The sequence below is a fragment of the Polaromonas eurypsychrophila genome, from assembly GCF_014641715.1.
GTDB lineage: Bacteria > Pseudomonadota > Gammaproteobacteria > Burkholderiales > Burkholderiaceae_C > Polaromonas > Polaromonas eurypsychrophila.
This window is the reverse complement of record NZ_BMIG01000012.1, coordinates 1-19,068: the sequence shown is the minus strand read 5'-3', so window position 1 is coordinate 19,068 and position 19,068 is coordinate 1. Positions and strand designations below refer to the sequence as shown.

Annotated in this window: 18 protein-coding genes; 13 read left to right on the top strand and 5 right to left on the bottom strand. The window is 62.5% G+C overall.

The window, feature by feature from the left end; genetic code table 11:
- The first annotated feature begins 109 nt into the window (after positions 1–109).
- The 3 genes from rfaE1 to IEX16_RS14970 all read left to right on the top strand — a co-directional run bounded on the left by rfaE1 (position 110) and on the right by IEX16_RS14970 (position 2,757).
- Positions 110–1,048: a D-glycero-beta-D-manno-heptose-7-phosphate kinase gene (rfaE1, locus tag IEX16_RS14980; RefSeq protein WP_188709291.1), complete on the top strand. Its 939-nt coding sequence runs from the start codon at positions 110–112 to the stop codon at positions 1,046–1,048.
- Positions 1,049–1,124: 76 nt separating this feature from the next.
- Complete coding sequence (gene rfaD, locus IEX16_RS14975) at positions 1,125–2,132, top strand: ADP-glyceromanno-heptose 6-epimerase (protein ID WP_188709290.1); 1,008 nt, start codon at positions 1,125–1,127, stop codon at positions 2,130–2,132.
- Between the two features lie 121 nt (positions 2,133–2,253).
- A complete protein-coding gene (locus IEX16_RS14970; protein WP_188709289.1) occupies positions 2,254–2,757 on the top strand; it encodes a ComEA family DNA-binding protein in 504 nt (167 codons plus the stop codon).
- A 121-nt stretch (positions 2,758–2,878) separates the two neighbouring features.
- Here the strand turns inward: IEX16_RS14970 and IEX16_RS14965 are convergent, their stop codons facing one another.
- The 3 genes from IEX16_RS14965 to IEX16_RS14955 form a co-directional block, all read right to left on the bottom strand.
- Positions 2,879–3,415, bottom strand: coding sequence for a DinB family protein (locus tag IEX16_RS14965; protein ID WP_188709288.1), 537 nt, complete (start codon positions 3,413–3,415; stop codon positions 2,879–2,881).
- A gap of 112 nt (positions 3,416–3,527) precedes the next feature.
- Entirely contained in the window at positions 3,528–7,118 is a 3,591-nt protein-coding gene (locus IEX16_RS14960) for a hydantoinase B/oxoprolinase family protein (RefSeq protein WP_188709287.1), read from the bottom strand.
- A 24-nt stretch (positions 7,119–7,142) separates the two neighbouring features.
- Positions 7,143–7,700 (bottom strand): winged helix DNA-binding protein, encoded by a 558-nt coding sequence (locus IEX16_RS14955; protein WP_188709286.1) that lies wholly within the window; start codon positions 7,698–7,700, stop codon positions 7,143–7,145.
- 207 nt (positions 7,701–7,907) lie between these two features.
- Here IEX16_RS14955 and IEX16_RS14950 point away from each other — a divergent pair, with 207 nt between their 5' ends.
- The 10 genes from IEX16_RS14950 (at position 7,908) to crcB (ending at position 17,642) form a co-directional block, all read left to right on the top strand.
- The gene (locus tag IEX16_RS14950) at positions 7,908–8,891 is read left to right on the top strand and encodes a TRAP transporter substrate-binding protein (protein WP_188709285.1); all 984 of its coding nucleotides are present in this window, start codon (positions 7,908–7,910) and stop codon (positions 8,889–8,891) included.
- A 3-nt stretch (positions 8,892–8,894) separates the two neighbouring features.
- Entirely contained in the window at positions 8,895–9,428 is a 534-nt protein-coding gene (locus IEX16_RS14945; protein WP_188709284.1) for a TRAP transporter small permease, read from the top strand.
- Positions 9,429–9,575: 147 nt separating this feature from the next.
- A complete protein-coding gene (locus IEX16_RS14940; RefSeq protein ID WP_188709283.1) occupies positions 9,576–10,886 on the top strand; it encodes a TRAP transporter large permease in 1,311 nt (436 codons plus the stop codon).
- Between the two features lie 94 nt (positions 10,887–10,980).
- Positions 10,981–14,010 carry a monovalent cation/H+ antiporter subunit A gene (locus IEX16_RS14935; protein WP_188709282.1) on the top strand — a complete coding sequence of 1,010 codons (3,030 nt, stop codon included), beginning with the start codon at positions 10,981–10,983 and terminating at the stop codon, positions 14,008–14,010.
- Entirely contained in the window at positions 14,010–14,390 is a 381-nt protein-coding gene (locus tag IEX16_RS14930) for a Na+/H+ antiporter subunit C (protein ID WP_188709281.1), read from the top strand. Before IEX16_RS14935 ends, IEX16_RS14930 begins: the two co-directional genes overlap by 1 nt.
- On the top strand, positions 14,387–16,084 hold the full coding sequence (locus tag IEX16_RS14925) for a monovalent cation/H+ antiporter subunit D (protein ID WP_188709280.1): 1,698 nt from the start codon (positions 14,387–14,389) through the stop codon (positions 16,082–16,084). Before IEX16_RS14930 ends, IEX16_RS14925 begins: the two co-directional genes overlap by 4 nt.
- Positions 16,084–16,575: a Na+/H+ antiporter subunit E gene (locus IEX16_RS14920; RefSeq protein WP_188709385.1), complete on the top strand. Its 492-nt coding sequence runs from the start codon at positions 16,084–16,086 to the stop codon at positions 16,573–16,575. Before IEX16_RS14925 ends, IEX16_RS14920 begins: the two co-directional genes overlap by 1 nt.
- A complete protein-coding gene (locus IEX16_RS14915) occupies positions 16,572–16,850 on the top strand; it encodes a K+/H+ antiporter subunit F (protein WP_188709279.1) in 279 nt (92 codons plus the stop codon). The genes IEX16_RS14920 and IEX16_RS14915 overlap by 4 nt, the downstream gene beginning before the upstream one ends.
- Positions 16,847–17,239, top strand: a complete 393-nt coding sequence (gene mnhG, locus IEX16_RS14910) for a monovalent cation/H(+) antiporter subunit G (protein ID WP_188709278.1) — start codon at positions 16,847–16,849, stop codon at positions 17,237–17,239. Before IEX16_RS14915 ends, mnhG begins: the two co-directional genes overlap by 4 nt.
- 16 nt (positions 17,240–17,255) lie before the next feature.
- The gene (crcB, locus tag IEX16_RS14905; protein WP_188709277.1) at positions 17,256–17,642 is read left to right on the top strand and encodes a fluoride efflux transporter CrcB; all 387 of its coding nucleotides are present in this window, start codon (positions 17,256–17,258) and stop codon (positions 17,640–17,642) included.
- Positions 17,643–17,794: 152 nt separating this feature from the next.
- On the opposite strand, the gene IEX16_RS14900 is transcribed toward crcB, so the two are convergent.
- Both IEX16_RS14900 and IEX16_RS20065 read right to left on the bottom strand, forming a co-directional pair.
- Positions 17,795–18,193: a hypothetical protein gene (locus IEX16_RS14900; RefSeq protein ID WP_188709276.1), complete on the bottom strand. Its 399-nt coding sequence runs from the start codon at positions 18,191–18,193 to the stop codon at positions 17,795–17,797.
- A gap of 682 nt (positions 18,194–18,875) precedes the next feature.
- A partial coding sequence (locus tag IEX16_RS20065; RefSeq protein WP_229676370.1) for a hypothetical protein occupies positions 18,876–19,068 on the bottom strand: 193 nt, incomplete at its 5' end.

Sequence of the window (19,068 nt, the reverse complement as noted above, 5' to 3'; positions counted from 1 at the left end):
CAAGCTAGGCACACCCCGTGGAGGCTTCGCCTCCTCCCCCTTGCAGGGGCAACAGCTGTGGCCCGGCAAAGCCGGTTCCACGCTGTTCCTCGTTGGAAGATAGCTACGCATGACCGCTTCAAAACTATTCCGTGAACAACTTGCCAAGGCCCGTGTGCTGGTGGTCGGTGACGCCATGCTGGACCGTTACTGGTATGGCGCGGTAGACCGCATCTCGCCAGAGGCGCCGGTCCCGGTGGTGCGGGTCACGCGCCAGGAAGAACGCATGGGCGGGGCGGCCAATGTGGCCTACAACATCGTCACGATCGGCGCATGCGCCTCGCTGCTGAGCGTGGTCGGTGACGATGAAGCCAGCCATCAACTCGAAGCGCTGGTGGCCGCCTCCGGCATCACGCCCTGCTTCGGGCGCGACCCGCAACTCAAGACCACGGTCAAGCTGCGCGTGATCGGTCGCCAGCAGCAGTTGCTGCGGCTGGATTTTGAAAACACCCCTGAAAACGAAGTGCTGGCCTCACAGTCGGCTGCCTTCGACAAACTGCTGCCGCAACATGACACGGTGCTGTTCTCCGACTACGGCAAGGGGGGTCTGGCGCACATTGCACTGATGATTGACCAGGCGCGCGCTGCCGGCAAGGTGGTGCTGGTCGACCCCAAGGGATCGGACTATTCGCGTTATCAGAATGCCACGGCCATCACGCCGAATCGCGCCGAACTCGAACAGGTGATCGGCCCCTGGCAGAACGAGGCGGATCTGCAATCGCGTGCGCAGAAGCTGCGTGAGGATTTGCAGCTGCAAGCGGTACTGCTGACCCGCAGCGAGGAAGGCATGACGCTGTTCGACGCCCAGGGCCAGCTCCATGTGCCGGCGCTAGCGCGCGAGGTGTTTGACGTGACCGGCGCCGGCGACACCGTGATCGGTACGCTGGCCGCCATGCTGGCTGCCGGGTTGAGCCTGCGCGAAGCGGTGCCGGTGGCCAACCGCGCCGGCGGCATCGTGGTCGGCAAGTTTGGCACCGCAACCGTCAGTTACGAGGAAGTGTTTGTATGAACGCAGCGCAGAACCGCTTCAAGCAAGTGAACGACCCCTTGAGGGGCAGCCCGGTACCGCCGGGCGTGGGGGCTCTATGACCAAAATAGTGGTTACCGGCGCCGCCGGATTTATCGGCGCCAACATCATCCAGGGCCTCAATGCGCGTGGCATCGACGACATCATCGCGGTGGACGACCTGACGCACGGCGACAAGTTCCGCAACCTTGCAGACCTGCAGATTGCCGAGTACATCGACGCCGACGACTTCTACGACCTGTTTGCCGAAGCGGCTTTCGGCGATGTCGAGGCCGTGTTCCATGAGGGCGCGTGCAGCGACACCATGGAAACCAACGGCAAGTACATGATGGACAATAACTACACCTTGTCCTGCGACCTGTTCGACGCCTGCCAGGCCCAGGGCACGCGGCTGATCTATGCCTCGTCGGCCGCCACCTATGGCGGTTCGGACACCTTCCGCGAGTCGCCCGAATTCGAAAAGCCGCTCAACGTCTACGGCTACTCCAAGCTGCTGTTCGACCAGAAGCTGCGGCGCGAACTGGGGCCGCGTTTTGAAAACGCGCAGACCCAGGTGGCAGGTTTTCGTTATTTCAACGTCTACGGCCCGCGCGAGCAGCACAAGGGCCGCATGGCCAGCGTGGCGTTTCACCAGTTCAGCCAGTTCCGCGCCGAAGGCAAGGTCAAGCTGTTTGGCGACTACGGCGGCTACTGCCCCGGCGGCCAGATGCGCGACTTCGTTTTCATCGACGACGTGGTCGCCGTCAACCTGTGGTTCCTCGACCACCCCGAAGCCAGCGGCATCTTCAACCTCGGCACCGGCCAGGCCCAACCCTTCAACGACGTGGCGCTGGCCGTGGTCAACACGCTGCGCCACCAGCAAGGCGAAAAGCCCCTGAGCCTGGAAGAAGCCGCGCATGGCGGCTTGATCGATTACATCGACTTCCCCTCGGCACTCGTGGGCAAATACCAGAGTTATACCCAGGCCGATTTGACGGCCCTGCGGGCAGTAGGCTGTAAGCATTCGTTTGCAGATGTGCATACAGGTGTATCTGCTTACATGAACAAGCTGGCCCAGCTCGCCTAGGACGTATGCTCACGGTTCCCGCTTCGTCCGGTCAACGCTTGAGGCTGCGTAGCCGTTAAAAGCAGGACTCCTGATTCGCAGGAAGGATCATCCGCTTTCAACAACCATGAGGAGCTTCCCGATGTTCAAGAAACTGCTGGCCTTCGTCGCCACCATGTATGTCGCCATGGCCTTTGCCGCGGTCGATGTCAACACCGCCACCTCGGCCGAACTCGACGGCATCAAGGGCATTGGCCCGGTCAAATCCGCACTGATCATGTCCGAGCGCAAGAAGGCGCCCTTCAAGGACTGGAATGATTTTGTGACCCGCGTCAAAGGCGTTGGCACCGACAGCGCGGCCAAGTTCTCTGCCGAAGGTATGACGGTCAACGGCGCCAGCTACAAGGCTGGCGGCAAAGCCGATGTGAAGGCCGACAGCAAAGCCGCCAAACCGGTGACTGAGAAAGCCAAAGATGCGGCCGTGGCCACCAAGGATGCCGTCAAGGGCGCCGCCGTCGCGACCAAGGACGCGGTCAAGGAAACCGCCAAGGACGTCAAGGCCGCCGTGACACCCAAGCCCGACACCAAGGCTGAAGTCAAGGCCGATGTAAAAGCCGGCGCAAAGACCGAACCCGCCAAGAAGTAAGCGCCAGCCGCTTGCACCAAAACCCGCCTTGTGCGGGTTTTTTCATGCTTTTTCGGCCTTCAGCCCATAGCGGACATGCGTCAGTAGCTATCAAATTAGTAGCACCCAAAACACGACCACATCACAACAACGCCACCAGGTCGGTCACGCCGACGTCCACACCGGCCTGCATCAGCAAGGTCGTGGCCTGCCCGCGGTGATGCGTCTGGTGGTTGAAGAAGTGCGTCATGGCCTGCCAGGCCGGATGGGCGCGCTGCACACCTTTGGTGTTGGCATAAGACATGGTGCTGATCAGGAAGTCCGGTGTCATTTCGCCGACCCACTGCTCAATGCGCTCGTCGAGTGAATCGCGCGTTTGCCGCAGTTCGGCCCAGTCCGGATAGGCACCGACGCTGACGTAATCCACGCCGGGTGGAAAGGCCAGCGCAGCGGCATCCAGTGCGGCAAACCGGTCCTGCTGCGAGGCAAAACGGTACAGCCATAAGCGGTCGGCGAGCAACAGGTGGGCCAGGGTGTGGTGAATGGAGCCGAAAAACGCGCCGCGCTCGCGCTTGCGCTCTTCATCGCCCAGCGGCCCGCAGGCCGCGTACAAGCGCTGGTTCATCCAGCGGTTGTAACGGGCGAGCCAGCGGTAGTTGTCGAGAAACGCGGTGTCCATTTTTTGACTCCTTTACTCCCGAATTGATAGCTGCCAGCCCATGTCCGACATGGGCTAGAGGCCGATTTCATTCAAAGAATACAGCAAAAGCGGCGTACCGCACGCACAGGCCTCACAACTTGCCGAAGCCCCCGCCGCCCGGCGTGTGAATCTCGAACACGTCGCCGGCCTGCATTTCAGCCTGGCCGATATGGTCCAGATTTTCAATCCGGCCATCGGCGCGCACCACCACATTGCGTCCCACCTGCCCCGGCTCGCCACCGGCCATGCCGAAAGCACCGTATTTACGGCCGTTGGACAAAATACTGGCCGTCATCGGCTCCAGGAATTTCACCCGGCGCACACCGCCATTGCCGCCCTGCCAGCGCCCGGCGCCGCCCGAACCCTGTCGAATCTCGTAACTCTCCAGCCGCACCGGGAAGCGGAACTCCAGCACCTCGGGGTCGGTCAGGCGCGAGTTGGTCATGTGAGTCTGGACAACGCTGGTTCCGTCGAAACCTTCGCCTGCACCGCTACCGCCCGAGATCGTTTCGTAGTACTGGTGACTCTCGTTACCGAAGGTGAAGTTGTTCACCGTAGGCTGGCTGCTGGCCATGAGGCTCAGCGCGCCGTACAGGCAGTTGGTCAGGCAGGTCGAGGTCTCGACGTTGCCAGCCACCACCGACGCCGGTGGGAGCGGGTTCAGCATGGAGCCATCCGGAATGATGACCTTGATCGGCTTGAGGCAGCCCGCGTTCAGCGGGATGTCGTCGTCCACCAGCGTGCGGAAGACATACAGCACCGCCGCCATGCAGACAGCCGTCGGCGCGTTGAAGTTGTTGAGCTGCTGCGGCGAGGTGCCGGTGAAATCAATTTCCGCACTGCGGTTTTCCACGTCGACACGGATGGCCACGCTGATCTGCGCGCCGTTGTCCAGCGGCAGCGTGAACTGCCCGTTTTTCAGGCGCGTGATCACGCGGCGCACCGATTCCTCGGCGTTGTCCTGCACATGGCCCATGTAGGCCAGCACCACCTCAAGGCCGAACTGCCCGACCATCTTGCGCAGTTCCTGCACACCTTTTTCATTGGCGGCGATCTGGGCCTTCAGGTCGGCCATGTTCTGCGCGGGGTTGCGGCTCGGGTATTGCCCGCTTTGCAGCAGCGCCACCATCTCGCTTTCACGCAAGGTGCCGCGCGCGACCAGCAGGAAGTTGTCAATCTGCACGCCCTCTTCCTCAATGCGTGTTGAAAACGGCGGCATCGAGCCGGGTGTGATGCCGCCAACGTCGGCGTGATGTCCGCGCGAGCCGACAAAGAAAGTCGGCTCACCACCGGTCTGCGCCGGGTCGAGGTAGACCGGCGTGATGACGGTGATGTCGGGCAGGTGGGTACCGCCGTGGTAGGGATCGTTCAGCGCGAACACATCGCCCGGCTGAATCTTGCCGGCGTTTTCGCGTATCACCGTCTTGATGCTTTCACCCATGGAGCCCAGGTGCACCGGCATGTGCGGCGCATTCGCAATCAGGTTGCCGGCAGTGTCGAACAGCGCGCAGCTGAAATCCAGCCGCTCCTTGATGTTGACCGAGTAGGCGGTGTTCTGCAGTTGCAGGCCCATCTGCTCGGCGATGTTCATGAACAGGTTGTTGAAGACTTCCAGCAGCACCGGGTCCACCGTGGTGCCGGCCGCAAACGTCGCGGCGCGTGCGGCGCGACGGTCCAGCACCAGGTGGTCCAGCGCGGTCAGCGCGGCCTCCCAACCGGGCTCGACCACCGTGGTGGCGTTTTTCTCGGCAATGATGGCCGGGCCGGGGATGATGTCGCCGGGCCGCAGGTCTTCACGCACCAGCAAGGCCGCGTCGTGCCACTTCCCGCCCGAATACATGCGGACGGTTTCGCGGCGCGGCACTTCGCGCAGCTCGTGCGTCGCGTGACGCGGCTCGGCCGGTGCGTCGCCCGCCACCACGGCCTCAACCGACACGGCTTCGACAACCAGGCCCTTGCCCTGCATCAGGAAGGAAAAACGCTGGCGGTAAGCCGCCTCGAAACCCGCCTCGATCTTTTCGAGGCTCCCGAAAGGAACAATCAGCGCGGCGTCGCTGCCCTCGTATCGCACATGCACGCGGCGGTGTGTGGTGATCGCGCCGGTATTGACCTCCTGGCGGTGCAGTTCAGCCTCAGCTCCGGCCGCCAGGCCATCGAGCCTGGCGGCGATCTGCGGCAGGGCCGTTTCCGACAGCTTGAGCTCCACCGCCTGCTCGCGGATCACGTTTTGGTCAGCCAGGCCCATGCCGTAGGCCGACAACACCCCCGCCAACGGATGCACAAACACTTTTGTCATGCCCAGCGCATCGGCCACCAGGCAGGCATGCTGGCCGCCGGCGCCGCCGAAACACTGCAGGGTGTAACGCGTCACGTCGTAACCGCGGGCCACCGATATTTTCTTGATGGCGTTGGCCATCTGCTGCACCGCGATGTTGATGAAACCTTCGGCCACCACCTCAGCGCTGCGCCCGGTCCGGCCGGCGAGTTCGCTGAATTTCTGCAACACCACCTCGTGGCTCAAGGCCTCGTCGGCGTTGGGGCCGAACACCTTGGGGAAGTAGCGCGGCTGCACCTTGCCGACCATCAGGTTGGCATCGGTCACCGCCAGCGGCCCGCCGCGGCGGTAACTGGCCGGGCCGGGGTTGGCGCCCGCGCTCTGCGGCCCGACGCGAAAACGCTCCCCGTCGAATTTCAGGATGGAGCCGCCACCAGCGGCCACCGTGTGGATGCTCATCATGGGCGCGCGCATGCGCACGCCCGCCACCTGGGTTTCAAACTCCCGCTCGAACTCGCCGGCGTAGTGCGACACATCGGTAGACGTGCCGCCCATGTCGAAACCAATCACCTTTTCAATGCCGGCGATCGCGGCCGTGCGCGCCATGCCGACAATGCCGCCGGCCGGGCCACTCAAAATCGCATCCTTGCCCTGAAACACATGGGCATCGGTCAGACCGCCGGAAGACTGCATGAAAAACAGCTTGACGCCCGGCATCTCGCTGGCCACCTGCTCGACATAACGCCGCAGGATGGGCGACAAATAGGCATCAACCACCGTGGTATCGCCGCGGCTGACGAACTTCATCATCGGACTGGTTTCGTGCGAGGTGCTGATTTGCGTGAAACCAGCCTCCTGCGCAATCCGCTTGGCTGCTTTCTCATGCGCGGTGTAACGGTAAGCGTGCATAAACACAATGGAAACACTGCGCAGCCCTTTCTGGTATTGCGCAAGCAGCTCCTGTTTTAATAGCGCCTCATCCAGGGCCTTGAGCACGTCGCCTTGCGCGCCAATACGCTCCTGGGCTTCCACCACAGCGCTGTAAAGCAGCTCGGGCAGCACGATGTGGCGGTCGAACAGGCGTGGCCGGTTCTGGTAGGCGATGCGCAGCGCGTCGCGAAAGCCGCGCGTCGTCACCAGCAGCGTCGGCTCGCCCTTGCGTTCCAGCAACGCGTTGGTGGCGACCGTGGTGCCCATCTTCACGCAGTCCACCAGGTCGGCACGGACCGGCTCGCCGTCCTTCAGGCCCAGCAGATGCCGTATTCCGGCGACTGCCGCATCGCGGTATTGCTCGGGGTTTTCGGACAACAGCTTGTGCGTCACCAGCGAGCCATCAGGCCTCTTGCCCACCACGTCGGTGAATGTGCCGCCACGGTCTATCCAGAATTGCCAGAGTTTTTTTGTCATTGCGTTGCCATTTCTTGAAACGGTTTAAAGCGAAGCCGCAGCGCGCGCGGCCTGGTCGTACATGCCGGAAAGCACGCGCAGCAGCCGCGCCAGCTCGCCAATGTCGCGGTTTAGCCCGTCGTCCGCGTTCATCGCGTCAATCAGGCAGGACTCGCGGATCTCCCGGTAACGCTGCACGTAAGAGCGACCCGATTCGGTGGATGCATAGGTCACCTCCTTGCCGTTTTTGCTGGAGCCAACAACACCGAGGTTCTGCAGCTTTTTCAGCGAATAGTTGATCAGGTGGGTGTCTTCCACGTTCATGATGAAACAGATGTCGGCCAGGCGTTTGTCACGGGCGCGGTGCGTCACATGGTGCAGCACCAGCACGTCCAGCGGCGTCAGGTCTTTCAGGCCGGCCGCACTCATGCAGTGCGCGATCCACCGATTGAAGGCGTTGCCGGCCACGATCAGGCCGAACTCGAACTCGCTCATCTCGGAGCTGCGCGGCGACACCAGGTGCGCGGAAGACACGATGGGAGCGCGTTCCGCTGCGGGCTGGCGCGGGGCGGACCCTGCTCGTTCAGGCGTTTTTCTGGACATGGTGGGCTCCCGTCAATAAGCTTGATACGGTGGATGCCACGGCTATCGACTCCGTTGGCACTGTTGTTGCATGCATCAGATTGTAGGCAGATGAATAACAATTTATCAACAATTCGTTGACATTTAGGGAAAACACTCATCATCATTGCCCGTTTGAAAGCTTACAGTCAAGCACGTTTCAAGCCCCATCACCAACCCGGAGTCCCCATGAAGCCTCGTTTTCTCGCTCTCGGCGCACTGGCCGCATCGTCCCTGCTGGCCGCCGGCGTCTCGCTGGCCCAGACCAAGTGGGACCTGCCCACGGCTTACCCGGCCACCAACTTCCACACCGAAAACATCACGCAGTTCGCGAAAGACGTGGACGCGGCTACCAGCGGCAAGCTCAAGATCACCGTGCACGCCAATGCCTCGCTGTTCAAGGCGCCCGAGATCAAGCGCGCAGTGCAAAGCGGCCAGGCCCAGGCCGGCGAAATCCTGCTGGCCAACTTCGCCAACGAAAACCCTCTCTACGCCCTCGACGGCGTGCCCTTCCTGGCCACCAGTTATGCCGATGCAGAGCGTCTGTACGCCGTGTCCAAACCGGCCATCGAGAAACTGCTGGCCGCGCAAGGCATCAAGCTGCTGTTCTCGGTGCCGTGGGCGCCCCAGGGCATTTACAGCAAGCGCGAAATCAATTCCGTCGGCGACCTTCGCGGCATCAAGTGGCGCGCCTACAGCCCCGCCACCGCCAAGATTGCAGAGTTGATCGGCGCGCAGCCTGTGCAAATCCAGCAGGCGGAACTCAGCGCCGCCATGGCGACCGGCGTGATTGAAAGCTACATGAGCTCGGGCTCGACCGGCTACGACACCAAGACCTACGAACACATCAAGAACTTCTACGACACCCAGGCCTGGATTCCCAAAAATGCCGTGCTGGTCAACCTGAAGAGCTTTACCGCACTCGATGCAGCGACCCAGGCGGCCGTTTTGAAGGTCTCGGCCGATGCCGAAACCCGCGGCTGGAAAGTGGCTGCAGAAAAGAACGTCGAGTACAAGCGCCTGCTCACCGAGCGCGGCATGAAAATTCATGCGCCTTCGGCCAAGCTCAACACCGACATGCGCCAGGTCGGCGCCATCATGCAGGCTGACTGGCTCAAGGCTGCCGGCACCGAAGGCTCGGCAATCATGAACGCCTACACGGCCAAGAAATAAGCGATGCGCCGCGTTCTGGAACGTGTTCTTGACGCGGCCGGTGCCCTGGGTGCCTTTTGCGTTTTCCTGATCTTCGTGTTGATGATCATTGCCGGCGTCGGCCGGCAGCTGAACCTGTCCGTGAGCGGCGTCAACGACGTCGTCTCCTGGCTGTGCGCCGCGGCGGCCTTCTTCGCCATGGCGCATGCCTTTCGCCATGGCGATTTCGTGCGCGTCACGCTGCTGCTCGATTCGGTCTCGCCGCGCGTTCGCCGCGTGCTCGACGTCGTGTGCCTGCTGATCGCCGCGGTGTCGGTGGGCTACCTCACATATTCCGCTACAGCCTTTACCTACGAAAGCTGGGAGTTCAAGGAAATGGCCACCGGCCTCGTCGTGATTCCGATCTGGATTCCTCAGTCCACCTTTGTCATCGGCTGCTGGCTGCTGCTGGCCGCGATGATCGATGAACTGGTGACCGTGGTACAGGGCGGCAAGCCGAGCTACCAGCGTGCCATCGAAGAACGTCACGCCAAAGGCGACTTCTCTTCAGATATCTAGCTCTCCCCCGTTGAGGCTCACAGCGTGTAGCCTCCTCCCCCCCCCACTCCGGGGGCAACCGCTGCGGAACGACGGAGCCGGTTCCGCGCCGTTACTTGTGAAGACTTTGGCAACGAGCCCCGTCGACTCAGGAAAGACAGAAGATTTATGGATATCCTTCTAATGGGCGGCATGCTGCTCATCATCATGCTGGTGCTGCTGGCCGGCGGCGTCTGGATCGCGATGACACTGGCCATCGTCGGCTGGGTTGGCCAGGCTTTTTTCACCAACACCCTGCCCGGCAAAAACCTGTTCTCGGCTTTCTGGGAATCAAATGCTTCCTGGGAGCTCGCCGCCTTGCCACTTTTCATCTGGATGGGCGAGATTCTTTTTCGCACCAAACTCAGCGAGGAAATGTTCGAAGGCCTGCGGCCCTGGCTGAACCGCATTCCCGGCCGGCTGATGCACACCACCATCATCGGCTGCGGCGTCTTCGGCTCGGTGTCGGGATCGTCGGCTGCGACCTGCGCCACGATTGCCAAGGTGGCCCTGCCCGAACTCAAGCGCCGCGGCTACAACGAAAACCTGGCAATCGGCTCGCTCGCGTCGGCCGGCACGCTGGGCATCCTGATTCCACCGTCGATCACGATGGTGGTCTACGCGGTGGCGGCCGACGCATCCATCATCCGCATCTTCCTGGCCGGTTTCCTGCCTGGTTTTCTGCTGATGCTGCTGTTTTCCGGCTATATCGGATGGTGGAGCCTGCGGCACCCGGACCAGGTCCCGCCGGCCGACCCACCCACGACATTCCGTGAGAAAATCCGCCTGTCAGGCAACCTGATCCCCTGCGGACTGCTGATCATCTTCATCATCTGGGTGCTGGTGGCCGGCTGGGCGACGGCCACCGAATGCGCTGCTTTCGGTGTGCTGGGATCGCTGGCCATCGCCGCCTGGGGGCGTTGCCTGACCTGGACCAACTTCACGGAAGGCCTGATGGGCGCGACGCGCACCAGTTGCATGATCATGTTCATCCTGGCCGGTGCTGCTTTCCTGACCAAGACCATGGCGTTCACAGGCATTCCGCGCGAACTCGCCGAATGGGTCGATGCCATGAACCTCTCGCCTTATGCGTTAATCGGTTCGCTGGTGCTGATCTACCTGGTGCTGGGGACGGCCCTCGACGGCATCAGCATGATCGTGCTGACCAGCGCTGTGGTGCTGCCCATGATCCAGAAGGCCGGGTTCGACCTGATCTGGTTCGGCATTTTCATTGTGCTGCTGGTCGAGATTGCCGAGGTCACGCCGCCGGTCGGTTTCAACCTCTTCGTGCTGCAAAACATGACCGGCAAGGACAGCAATGTGATCGCACGCGCGGCCATTCCGTTTTTCATCTGCATGGTGATCTGCATTGCACTGATCACCCTGTTCCCGCAGATCGTCACCGCGCTGCCCGACCTGGTCATGGGCCGGGAAAAGTAGGCTCGGAACGGACCGGCCGCAGCGGCAAGTCCTTTGGGGTGCGCTGCGGCTCAGGACGCCTGACATCGGGGAGCGCTCTATAGAATCAGAGGCGATGTCCCTTTTTCTCCTTCTTGCCCTTCCCTTTGCAGCCAGCGTGCTGGCAGCGCTGCTGCCCGCCAATGCGCGCAACCGGGAATCGACACTCGCGGGACTGGTCGCACTCGGATGCGCCTTGCAGACCGCCTGGCTGTTCCCGCAACTGGCTGGCGGCAATGTGATACGGGAAGAGATCGAATGGGTGCCGGAGCTGGGCCTGAACCTCGTACTGCGCATGGACGGTTTTGCTTGGCTGTTCTGCATGCTGGTGCTGGGCATAGGCGCTCTGGTGGTGCTGTACGCGCGCTACTACATGTCTGCGTCGGACCCGGTGCCGCGCTTCTTCGCCTTCTTCCTGGCCTTCATGGGCGCCATGATAGGCGTCGTGTTGTCGGGCAACCTGGTGCAGTTGGTCATGTTCTGGGAGCTGACCAGCCTGTTTTCCTTCCTGTTGATCGGCTATTGGCACCACCGGCGCGACGCGCGGCGCGGCGCCCGCATGGCGCTGACGGTCACAGGCGCCGGTGGCCTGTGCCTGCTGGCGGGCGTGCTGGTGCTGGGGCGCATCACCGGCACCTATGACCTCGACCTGGTGCTGGCCTCGGGGGACGCCATTCGCGCGCATCCGCTGTACCTGACAGTGCTGGTGCTGGTGCTGCTCGGTGCCTTCACCAAAAGCGCGCAGTTTCCTTTCCATTTCTGGCTGCCGCGCGCGATGGCCGCGCCAACACCGGTGTCGGCCTACCTGCATTCGGCCACCATGGTCAAGCTCGGTGTGTTTTTGATGGCACGTCTGTGGCCAGTGCTCTCGGGCACCGAGCAATGGTTCTGGCTGGTTGGCGGCGCCGGCGCCATCACCATGCTGCTGGGTGGCTTCATCGCCATGTTCCAACGCGACCTGAAGGCGCTGCTGGCGTATTCGACGATTTCACACCTCGGGCTCATCACCTTGCTGCTCGGGCTGAACAGCCCGCTGGCCGCCGTGGCCGCCGTCTTCCACATCATGAACCACGCGACCTTCAAGGCCTCGCTGTTCATGGCGGCTGGCATCATCGACCATGAAACCGGCACGCGCGACATCCGCAAGCTCAGCGGCTTGATGCGCCTCATGCCCATCACCGGCACGCTGGCCATCATCGCCAGCGCCTCGATGGCGGGCGTGCCGCTGCTCAATGGCTTTTTGTCCAAGGAAATGTTTTTTGCGGAAACCGTCTACATCCAGTCCACCCTGTGGATCAACTGGGGGCTGCCCGTCATCGCCACGCTGGCCGGAATGTTCAGCGTGGCCTATTCGGCGCGTTTTGTGTTTGATGTTTTTTTCGGTCCCCCCTGCGGCGGCCAGGTGCCGCGCACACCGCACGAACCACCGCACTGGATGCGCGTGCCGGTCGAGTTGCTGGTGCTGGTCTGCCTGGTGGTCGGTGTTGCACCGCACTGGTCGGTGGGCCCGCTGCTGGCCGAGGCAGCCCGGCCAGTGGTGGGCGGCACGCTCCCGGTTTACAGCCTGGCCGTCTGGCATGGCTTCAACCTGCCGCTGGTCATGAGTTTTGTCGCGATGGCCGGTGGTGCCGTGCTGTATCTGCTGCAGCGCCGCGGCCGCGCGCACGGCCACCTGGCGCACACGCCGCTGCTGCACCGATTTGACGGCCAGCGCATTTTCGAAAACCTGCTGGCGCGGCTGAGCGAAATCGGCCGGCGCAGCCGCTACCTGCTGGGCACCCGACGCCTGCAAACCCAATTGCTGCTATTGCTGGCGATCGCCCTGGCCGGCGCCGCCGCGTCGCTGTGGCTCACGCCTGCGGAACGCGGCCAGCGCGAGTTGTTGGCCTTTTCCCCGATGTTTGCCATGACCTGGATCATTGGGGCGGTCTGCGCCGTCGCTGCGGCATGGCAGGCCAAGTTTCACCGCCTCGCCTCCCTGATGCTGGCATCGGGCGCCGGCCTGGTGTGCTGCATCACCTACATCTGGTTTTCCGCACCCGACCTGGCACTGACCCAGTTGGTGGTCGAAGCCGTCACCACCGTGCTGCTGCTGCTGGGCCTGCGCTGGCTGCCGATGCGCAAGGTCACCATCCAGCCCATGCAGGCACGCCTGAATTTGTGGGGCCGGCGCGGGCGCGACCTGGCCGTCGCCGTTTTCGCTGGCGTCGGCATGGCAGCTCTGTCCTGGACAGTGATGACGCGGCGTTTTCCGGAAAGCATTTCCCCGTTCTTTCTTGATCGCGCGCTCACCGAAGGCGGTGGTACCAATGTGGTCAACGTGATGCTGGTGGACTTCCGCGGTTTTGACACCTTCGGCGAAATCACCGTGCTCGGCGTGGTCGCGCTCACGGTGTATGCGCTGCTGCGCCGCTTCCGGCCTGCGCTGGAGTCCATGGCCCTGCCGGCGCAGCAACGTGCGCAGGCCGACGACGGCAGCAGCGACCTGCTCAACCCGCGTCGCGCAGTAGACACCGCAGTTGGCTACCTGATGGTGCCGGCCGTGCTGGTGCGCCTGCTGCTTCCGGTTGCTGTGCTGGTGTCGGTCTACTTCTTTCTGCGCGGCCACAATGCGCCGGGCGGCGGCTTTGTCGCCGGCCTGGTGATGTCGGTGGCGCTGCTGCTGCAATTCATTGTCTCGGGCACCGAGTGGGTGGAAGAGCACCTGCGCATCTACCCGCGCCGATGGATCGCCATTGGCCTGCTGCTGGCTCTGGCCACCGGCGGTGGCGCGGTGCTGCTGGGTTATCCCTTCATGACCACCCACACGGCCCACCTGTATCTGCCTCTGCTCGGCAGCATCCATATTCCCAGCGCGCTGTTTTTCGACATGGGCGTGTTTTCCATCGTGCTGGGCGCCACCATGCTGATCCTGACGGCACTGTCACACCAGTCGGTGCGCAGCCATCGCTGGGCCGAAGAACAAGAAGAAAAAAGGCTCCCCCCCTTTGCGGACTCACTGCGTGTAGCCGCCTCCCCCCTGCAGGGGGCGACACCTGCGGACCGGCAAAGCCGGATCCGCGCTGTCACCGGAGAAGACAATGCCGATCCGGCGGAGAAGACCTGATGGAAATTGTCCTCGCCCTCGGCATCGGCGTACTCACCAGTTCCGGGGTGTACCTGCTGCTGCGCCCGCGCACCTTCCAGGTCATCATGGGTCTGACGCTGCTCTCCTATGCGGTCAATCTCTTTATTTTCAGCATGGGCCGCCTCAAGGTGGACAGCGAGCCGGTGCTGGTGACCGGCATCACGGCCACGCTGGCCAATACAGCCGATCCCATGCCGCAGGCGCTGGCACTGACAGCCATCGTCATCGGTTTTGCGATGACGGCCCTGTTCCTGGTGGTGATGCTGGCCTCGCGCGGCCTGGCCGGCACCGACCATGTGGACGGCACAGACGACGCGGTAGATGACACCAGCGTGCATGTGAAGGGAGTGCCGGAATGAACGAACTCCTGCGCTGGCTGGACACCTTGCTTGAAGCCACCATGCCGCACCTGGTGGCGGTGCCCATTCTTGTCCCCATGTTGACCGCCGCACTGATGCTCATGCTGGGCGAGCACCGGCGCCGCACCAAGGCAGCACTGACCGTGGTGTCCGGCCTGATCGGCCTGCTGGCTGCGCTGGCACTGCTGCACTGGGTCAATGCGGTGGATACAGGCACCGGTCCCGGCTCCATCGGGGTTTACCTGCCTGGCAACTGGCGTGCGCCCTTCGGCATTGTGCTGGTGGCCGACCGGCTGTCCACGATGATGGTGGCCTTGACCGGCGTCATCGCCTTCGCCGTCTCGATTTATTCGACCTCGCGCTGGGACCGCGCGGGTGTGCATTTCCACCCGCTGCTCCAGTTGCAGCTCATGGGTCTCAACGGCGCCTTCCTGACCGGCGATCTGTTCAACCTGTTTGTCTTTTTCGAGGTGATGCTGGCCGCCTCCTATGGCTTGCTGCTGCATGGCTCGGGACGCCTGCGAGTCAGCGCCGGCCTGCACTACATCGCCATCAACCTCGCTGCCTCCTCGCTGTTCCTGGTCGGTGCGGCGCTGCTTTACGGCGTGACCGGCACACTCAACATGGCCGACCTGGGTTTGCGCATTTCCCGTCTCGAACCAGCCGACCGCGGCCTGGTGCATGCGGCCGCAGCGATTCTTGCGACCGCATTTTTTGCCAAAGCTGGCGCCTGGCCACTCAACTTCTGGCTGGTGCCCGCGTACAGCGCGGCGGTCGCGCCCGTCAGCGCGGTGTTTGCGCTGCTGACCAAGCTGGGTATCTACACCTTGCTGCGCTTGTGGACGGTGCTGTTCGCGCCAGACACCGGCGAGTCGGCGCAGTTTGGCCAGGAGGTTCTGCTGGCCATCGGCCTGTCCACGTTGTTTGTCAGCGCGCTGGGCATCACCGGCACGCAACGAATGTCCCACCTGGCCGGGTATGCCGTGCTGATCTCGGCCGGGACGCTGCTCACCGCCATCGGTCTGGGCCAGCCGGCGGTCTGGGCCGGCGCACTGTATTACCTGCTCAGCTCGACGCTGGCGGCGAGCGCCTTCTTCCTCCTGATCGACATGATCGAGCGCTGGCGCAATGCGGGTGCCAGCATCGCCCCACACGAGAACGCGGGCAACGCTCCCTTCCTGTCGGAGGACCTGACCGCCATGGACAACGTGAACCTGGACGACGAGCAACAGGCCTTGTACGGCCGCGCGATCCCGGCGGGCATTGCCTTCCTCGGACTGGGCTTTGTGGCCTGCACCCTGCTGCTGGCCGGCTTGCCACCGCTGCCGGGCTTTATTGGCAAGTTCGCGATGCTGTCGGCGCTGCTGGACGCGCCCGTGATTTCGCCGGCGAACTGGAGCTTTCTGGCACTGCTGCTGCTGTCCGGCTTTTTGACCCTGGTGGCGCTGAGCCGGGCCGGTATTCGTTACTTCTGGACGCAGCCCATGAGCAGCATGCCGGCCTTGCGCGCAATGGAGGTGTTGCCGGTCGCGGCACTGCTGGCGGCCAGTGTTGCCCTGAGCATTGAAGCTGGCCCGGTCATGCACCACGCCAGCGACACCGCACGGGGTCTGTACCAGCCTCATGCCTACCGCAATGCGGTGATGGGTGCGCAACAGGTGCCCAACCCGCCCGTGCGCAAGGTGTCGCCATGATGCGGCGCTGGTTGCCGTCGCCGACGCTGTCGCTGGCGCTTTTCGTCGTCTGGCTGCTGCTGAACCAGACGCTGGATGCCGCCACTTTGCTGATGGCGGCCATTCTTGCGGTGGTGGTCCCGCTGTTGACCCGAAGCCTGCGGCCCGCCACCGTGCGCATGCGCAAGCCCGGCATCGCGCTGCGCCTTGCCGCGCAAGCACTGGCCGATATGCTGCGCTCGGCCCTGACCGTCGCAAAATTGCTGCTGAGCCGGCGCACCGCACATATCAAGAGCAGTTTTGTTGAAATTCCCCTGAAGGTGCGCGATCCGAATGCTCTTGCGATGCTGGCCATGATCTGCTGCCTGACGCCCGGCACCGCCTGGGGTGAGTTGTCGTTCGACCGGTCGCGGCTGCTGCTGCACGTGTTCGACATGCAAGACGAGGCGGCTTTCATCACCATGATCCAGATGCGTTACGAAGCCCCATTGATGGAGATTTTCGAATCATGAGCGACTTTCTTTTCTGGGGTCTCAAGCTGGCCTTGTTCCTGCTGGCCGTGGCCATGCTTTGCGCCGTGGCCAGGCTGCTGATCGGCCCGACCGCGCAGGATCGCGTGACTGCGCTCGACTGCCTTTACATCAACGGCATGCTGATGATGCTGGTGCTGGGCATTGTTTACGCCGGCAATGTGTACTTTGAAGCGGCCATGCTGATCGCACTGTTCGGTTTTATCGGCTCTACCGTGATGGCCAAGTTTCTGCTGCGCGGCGAGGTGATCGAATGAGTACCACGCTGCCGCTCTGGGCCGAGATCGTCACCGCGGTATTTGCGGTGCTGGGCGCAGCCTTTGCGGCCATCGGCTCGTTCGGGCTGGTGCGCCTTCCAACCTTTTTCCACCGCATCCATGCGCCTACCCTGGGCGCGACGGCCGGCGTGTGGTGTATCACCATCGCCACCATCATCTATTTTTCGGTACAAGGCCACAAGCTGTTCCTGCACGCCGCGCTGATCACGCTGTTTGTCGCCCTGACCGCGCCCATCACGACGATTTTTCTGATGCGTGCAGCGCTGTTTCGCGAGCGACAAAAAGGCGGCGATGTACCGCCGGCCGCGCCTTCGGCCGAATCCCAACCGCTTGCTGTCGGCCAGCCGACCGGGCCACGCGACCGCTAACCGAAAGGCCCGCAACATGCTTGCTGTTCTTGCCATCTGCGTCGGAGCCTGCGTGGGCGCCCTCGCGCGTTGGGGGTTGGGTCTGTGGCTCAATCCCGGCGGGCTGATTCCCTGGGGAACCGTCGCCGCCAACCTGCTGGGCGGCTACCTCGTTGGCATGTGTGTGGCCACCTTTCAGCACCTGCCGCAGCTGGACCCGGTCTGGCGTTTGCTGCTGGTCACCGGCTTTCTGGGCGCGCTAACAACCTTCTCGACCTTTTCAGCCGAGGTTGTCGCCATGCTGCAGCATGAGCGCTACGCCGCTGCCTTCGGCACCGCCGCGCTGCACCTGCTCGGCTCGCTGCTGCTGACTGTGGCCGGCATCAAGAGCGCTCTGTTTTTGATAGCTGCTCGCGCACATTAGATATGGGCCGGAGGCCGATTTTTCTTAAGAATGGCTCTCAATCGAATTCCACCTTATCGACAAGCAGTCATTCTCGTGAGGCCTGATGTTTGACATCACAGCGTTCAAGGGCGACGGCCTCTGGATGCCCCTCTCGATGGATGGATTGCGGGTCAGCTTTTCGCTGTGACCCGCATTGAGATATGTCGGCCAATCAAGGCTGCTGACGCAAGCAACAGAGACAAGCCGGCCAGGACTTCAAACCAGATGGTCAAATTGGTTGCCAGGGTGTGATCTGAGCACAGGGCCAAGGTGTAGTGAGCCAATCCGTCGATGCCAAGTGCGCCATAGGCCGTAACCAGCGTCAAGCCCAGGACTCTCAACTTCGTTCGGTACACAAGCAAGCCTGAAAGCCCAACACTGGCGCCGGCGACCCAGGCCAGGTAAATCTGCTCCCGGGTGAGCCAGTGCGGCAGGCCCGGGTAGTAGGCGATGTACTCGGCGTTATGCACAAAGTGCGTGAGGTTGGCTACAAAGAAAACCAGGACAAGAAGCTGAATGTGTTTCGACAAGGGTGGATGAGGCATTGGGAGAATTTTTTATGCATCAACGTCGGCGTCGACCGACGCACATAAGGGGAGTTCGCAACGTGCATGGAATCACTTGTGCGCCCGTGTGGAACAACTGCTAAGTGGCGCCGTCACCTGCTTCTTGTCATTCATCGTCTGCATCGCCTCCGGACCGACCGCTGTTCCGAAACACTCGGTGCCCAGGGAAACCCATCAGTTCACCACCCACGTCTGGCTTTGGGTTCGTATCTTTCCCCCACTTTCTTGAAAGACGTGCCGTGAGGTAAAGAGGCAGTCCCAGGATAACGAGGCACAAGGCAAGCCAGCCCCAGGGCTGACCCAGGAAGTAAGCCATTGGCGCAGCAACAGCTGCTGCACCGAGCAGTGCGAATCCTGACGTTTCGCGCGCGGTCATAGGTGCCACTTAACGTTGAAGGCCACCGGAACGCAGCAACTGCCGCGCAGCGGCAACCTGCTGCTGTGTGTCCGTGTGGGCCGACCAGTTAGATTGCATCACACGCCGCCCGTGTAGTAGTACAGGTAGGACGGTAGAGACAGTAGGGCCGCAACCGCTACCAAGGCCAGCAACGCTTTCACGAGACGGAAGCGGACAGAAAGCGCCCACGTGATTCCCACCAGAGCGAGGACACCTGCCGGGATGTAGATGTAGTAGCGGAGCTGGTCATCAGATGGGTACCCCGGGTACGTTCTGCGAGCGAACTCCGTCGATACCTGCAAACCCCATCGCCAAAATCAGTGACCAAAGGGCCGTAGCGGTCAAAACGAGCGTGAACGTGACTTTCATGCGATCTAACGAGGCTGTAAAAAAACCCAATTTCCACCCCCGCCATTTCGGCTGTGCACGGTTCGCGGATCGG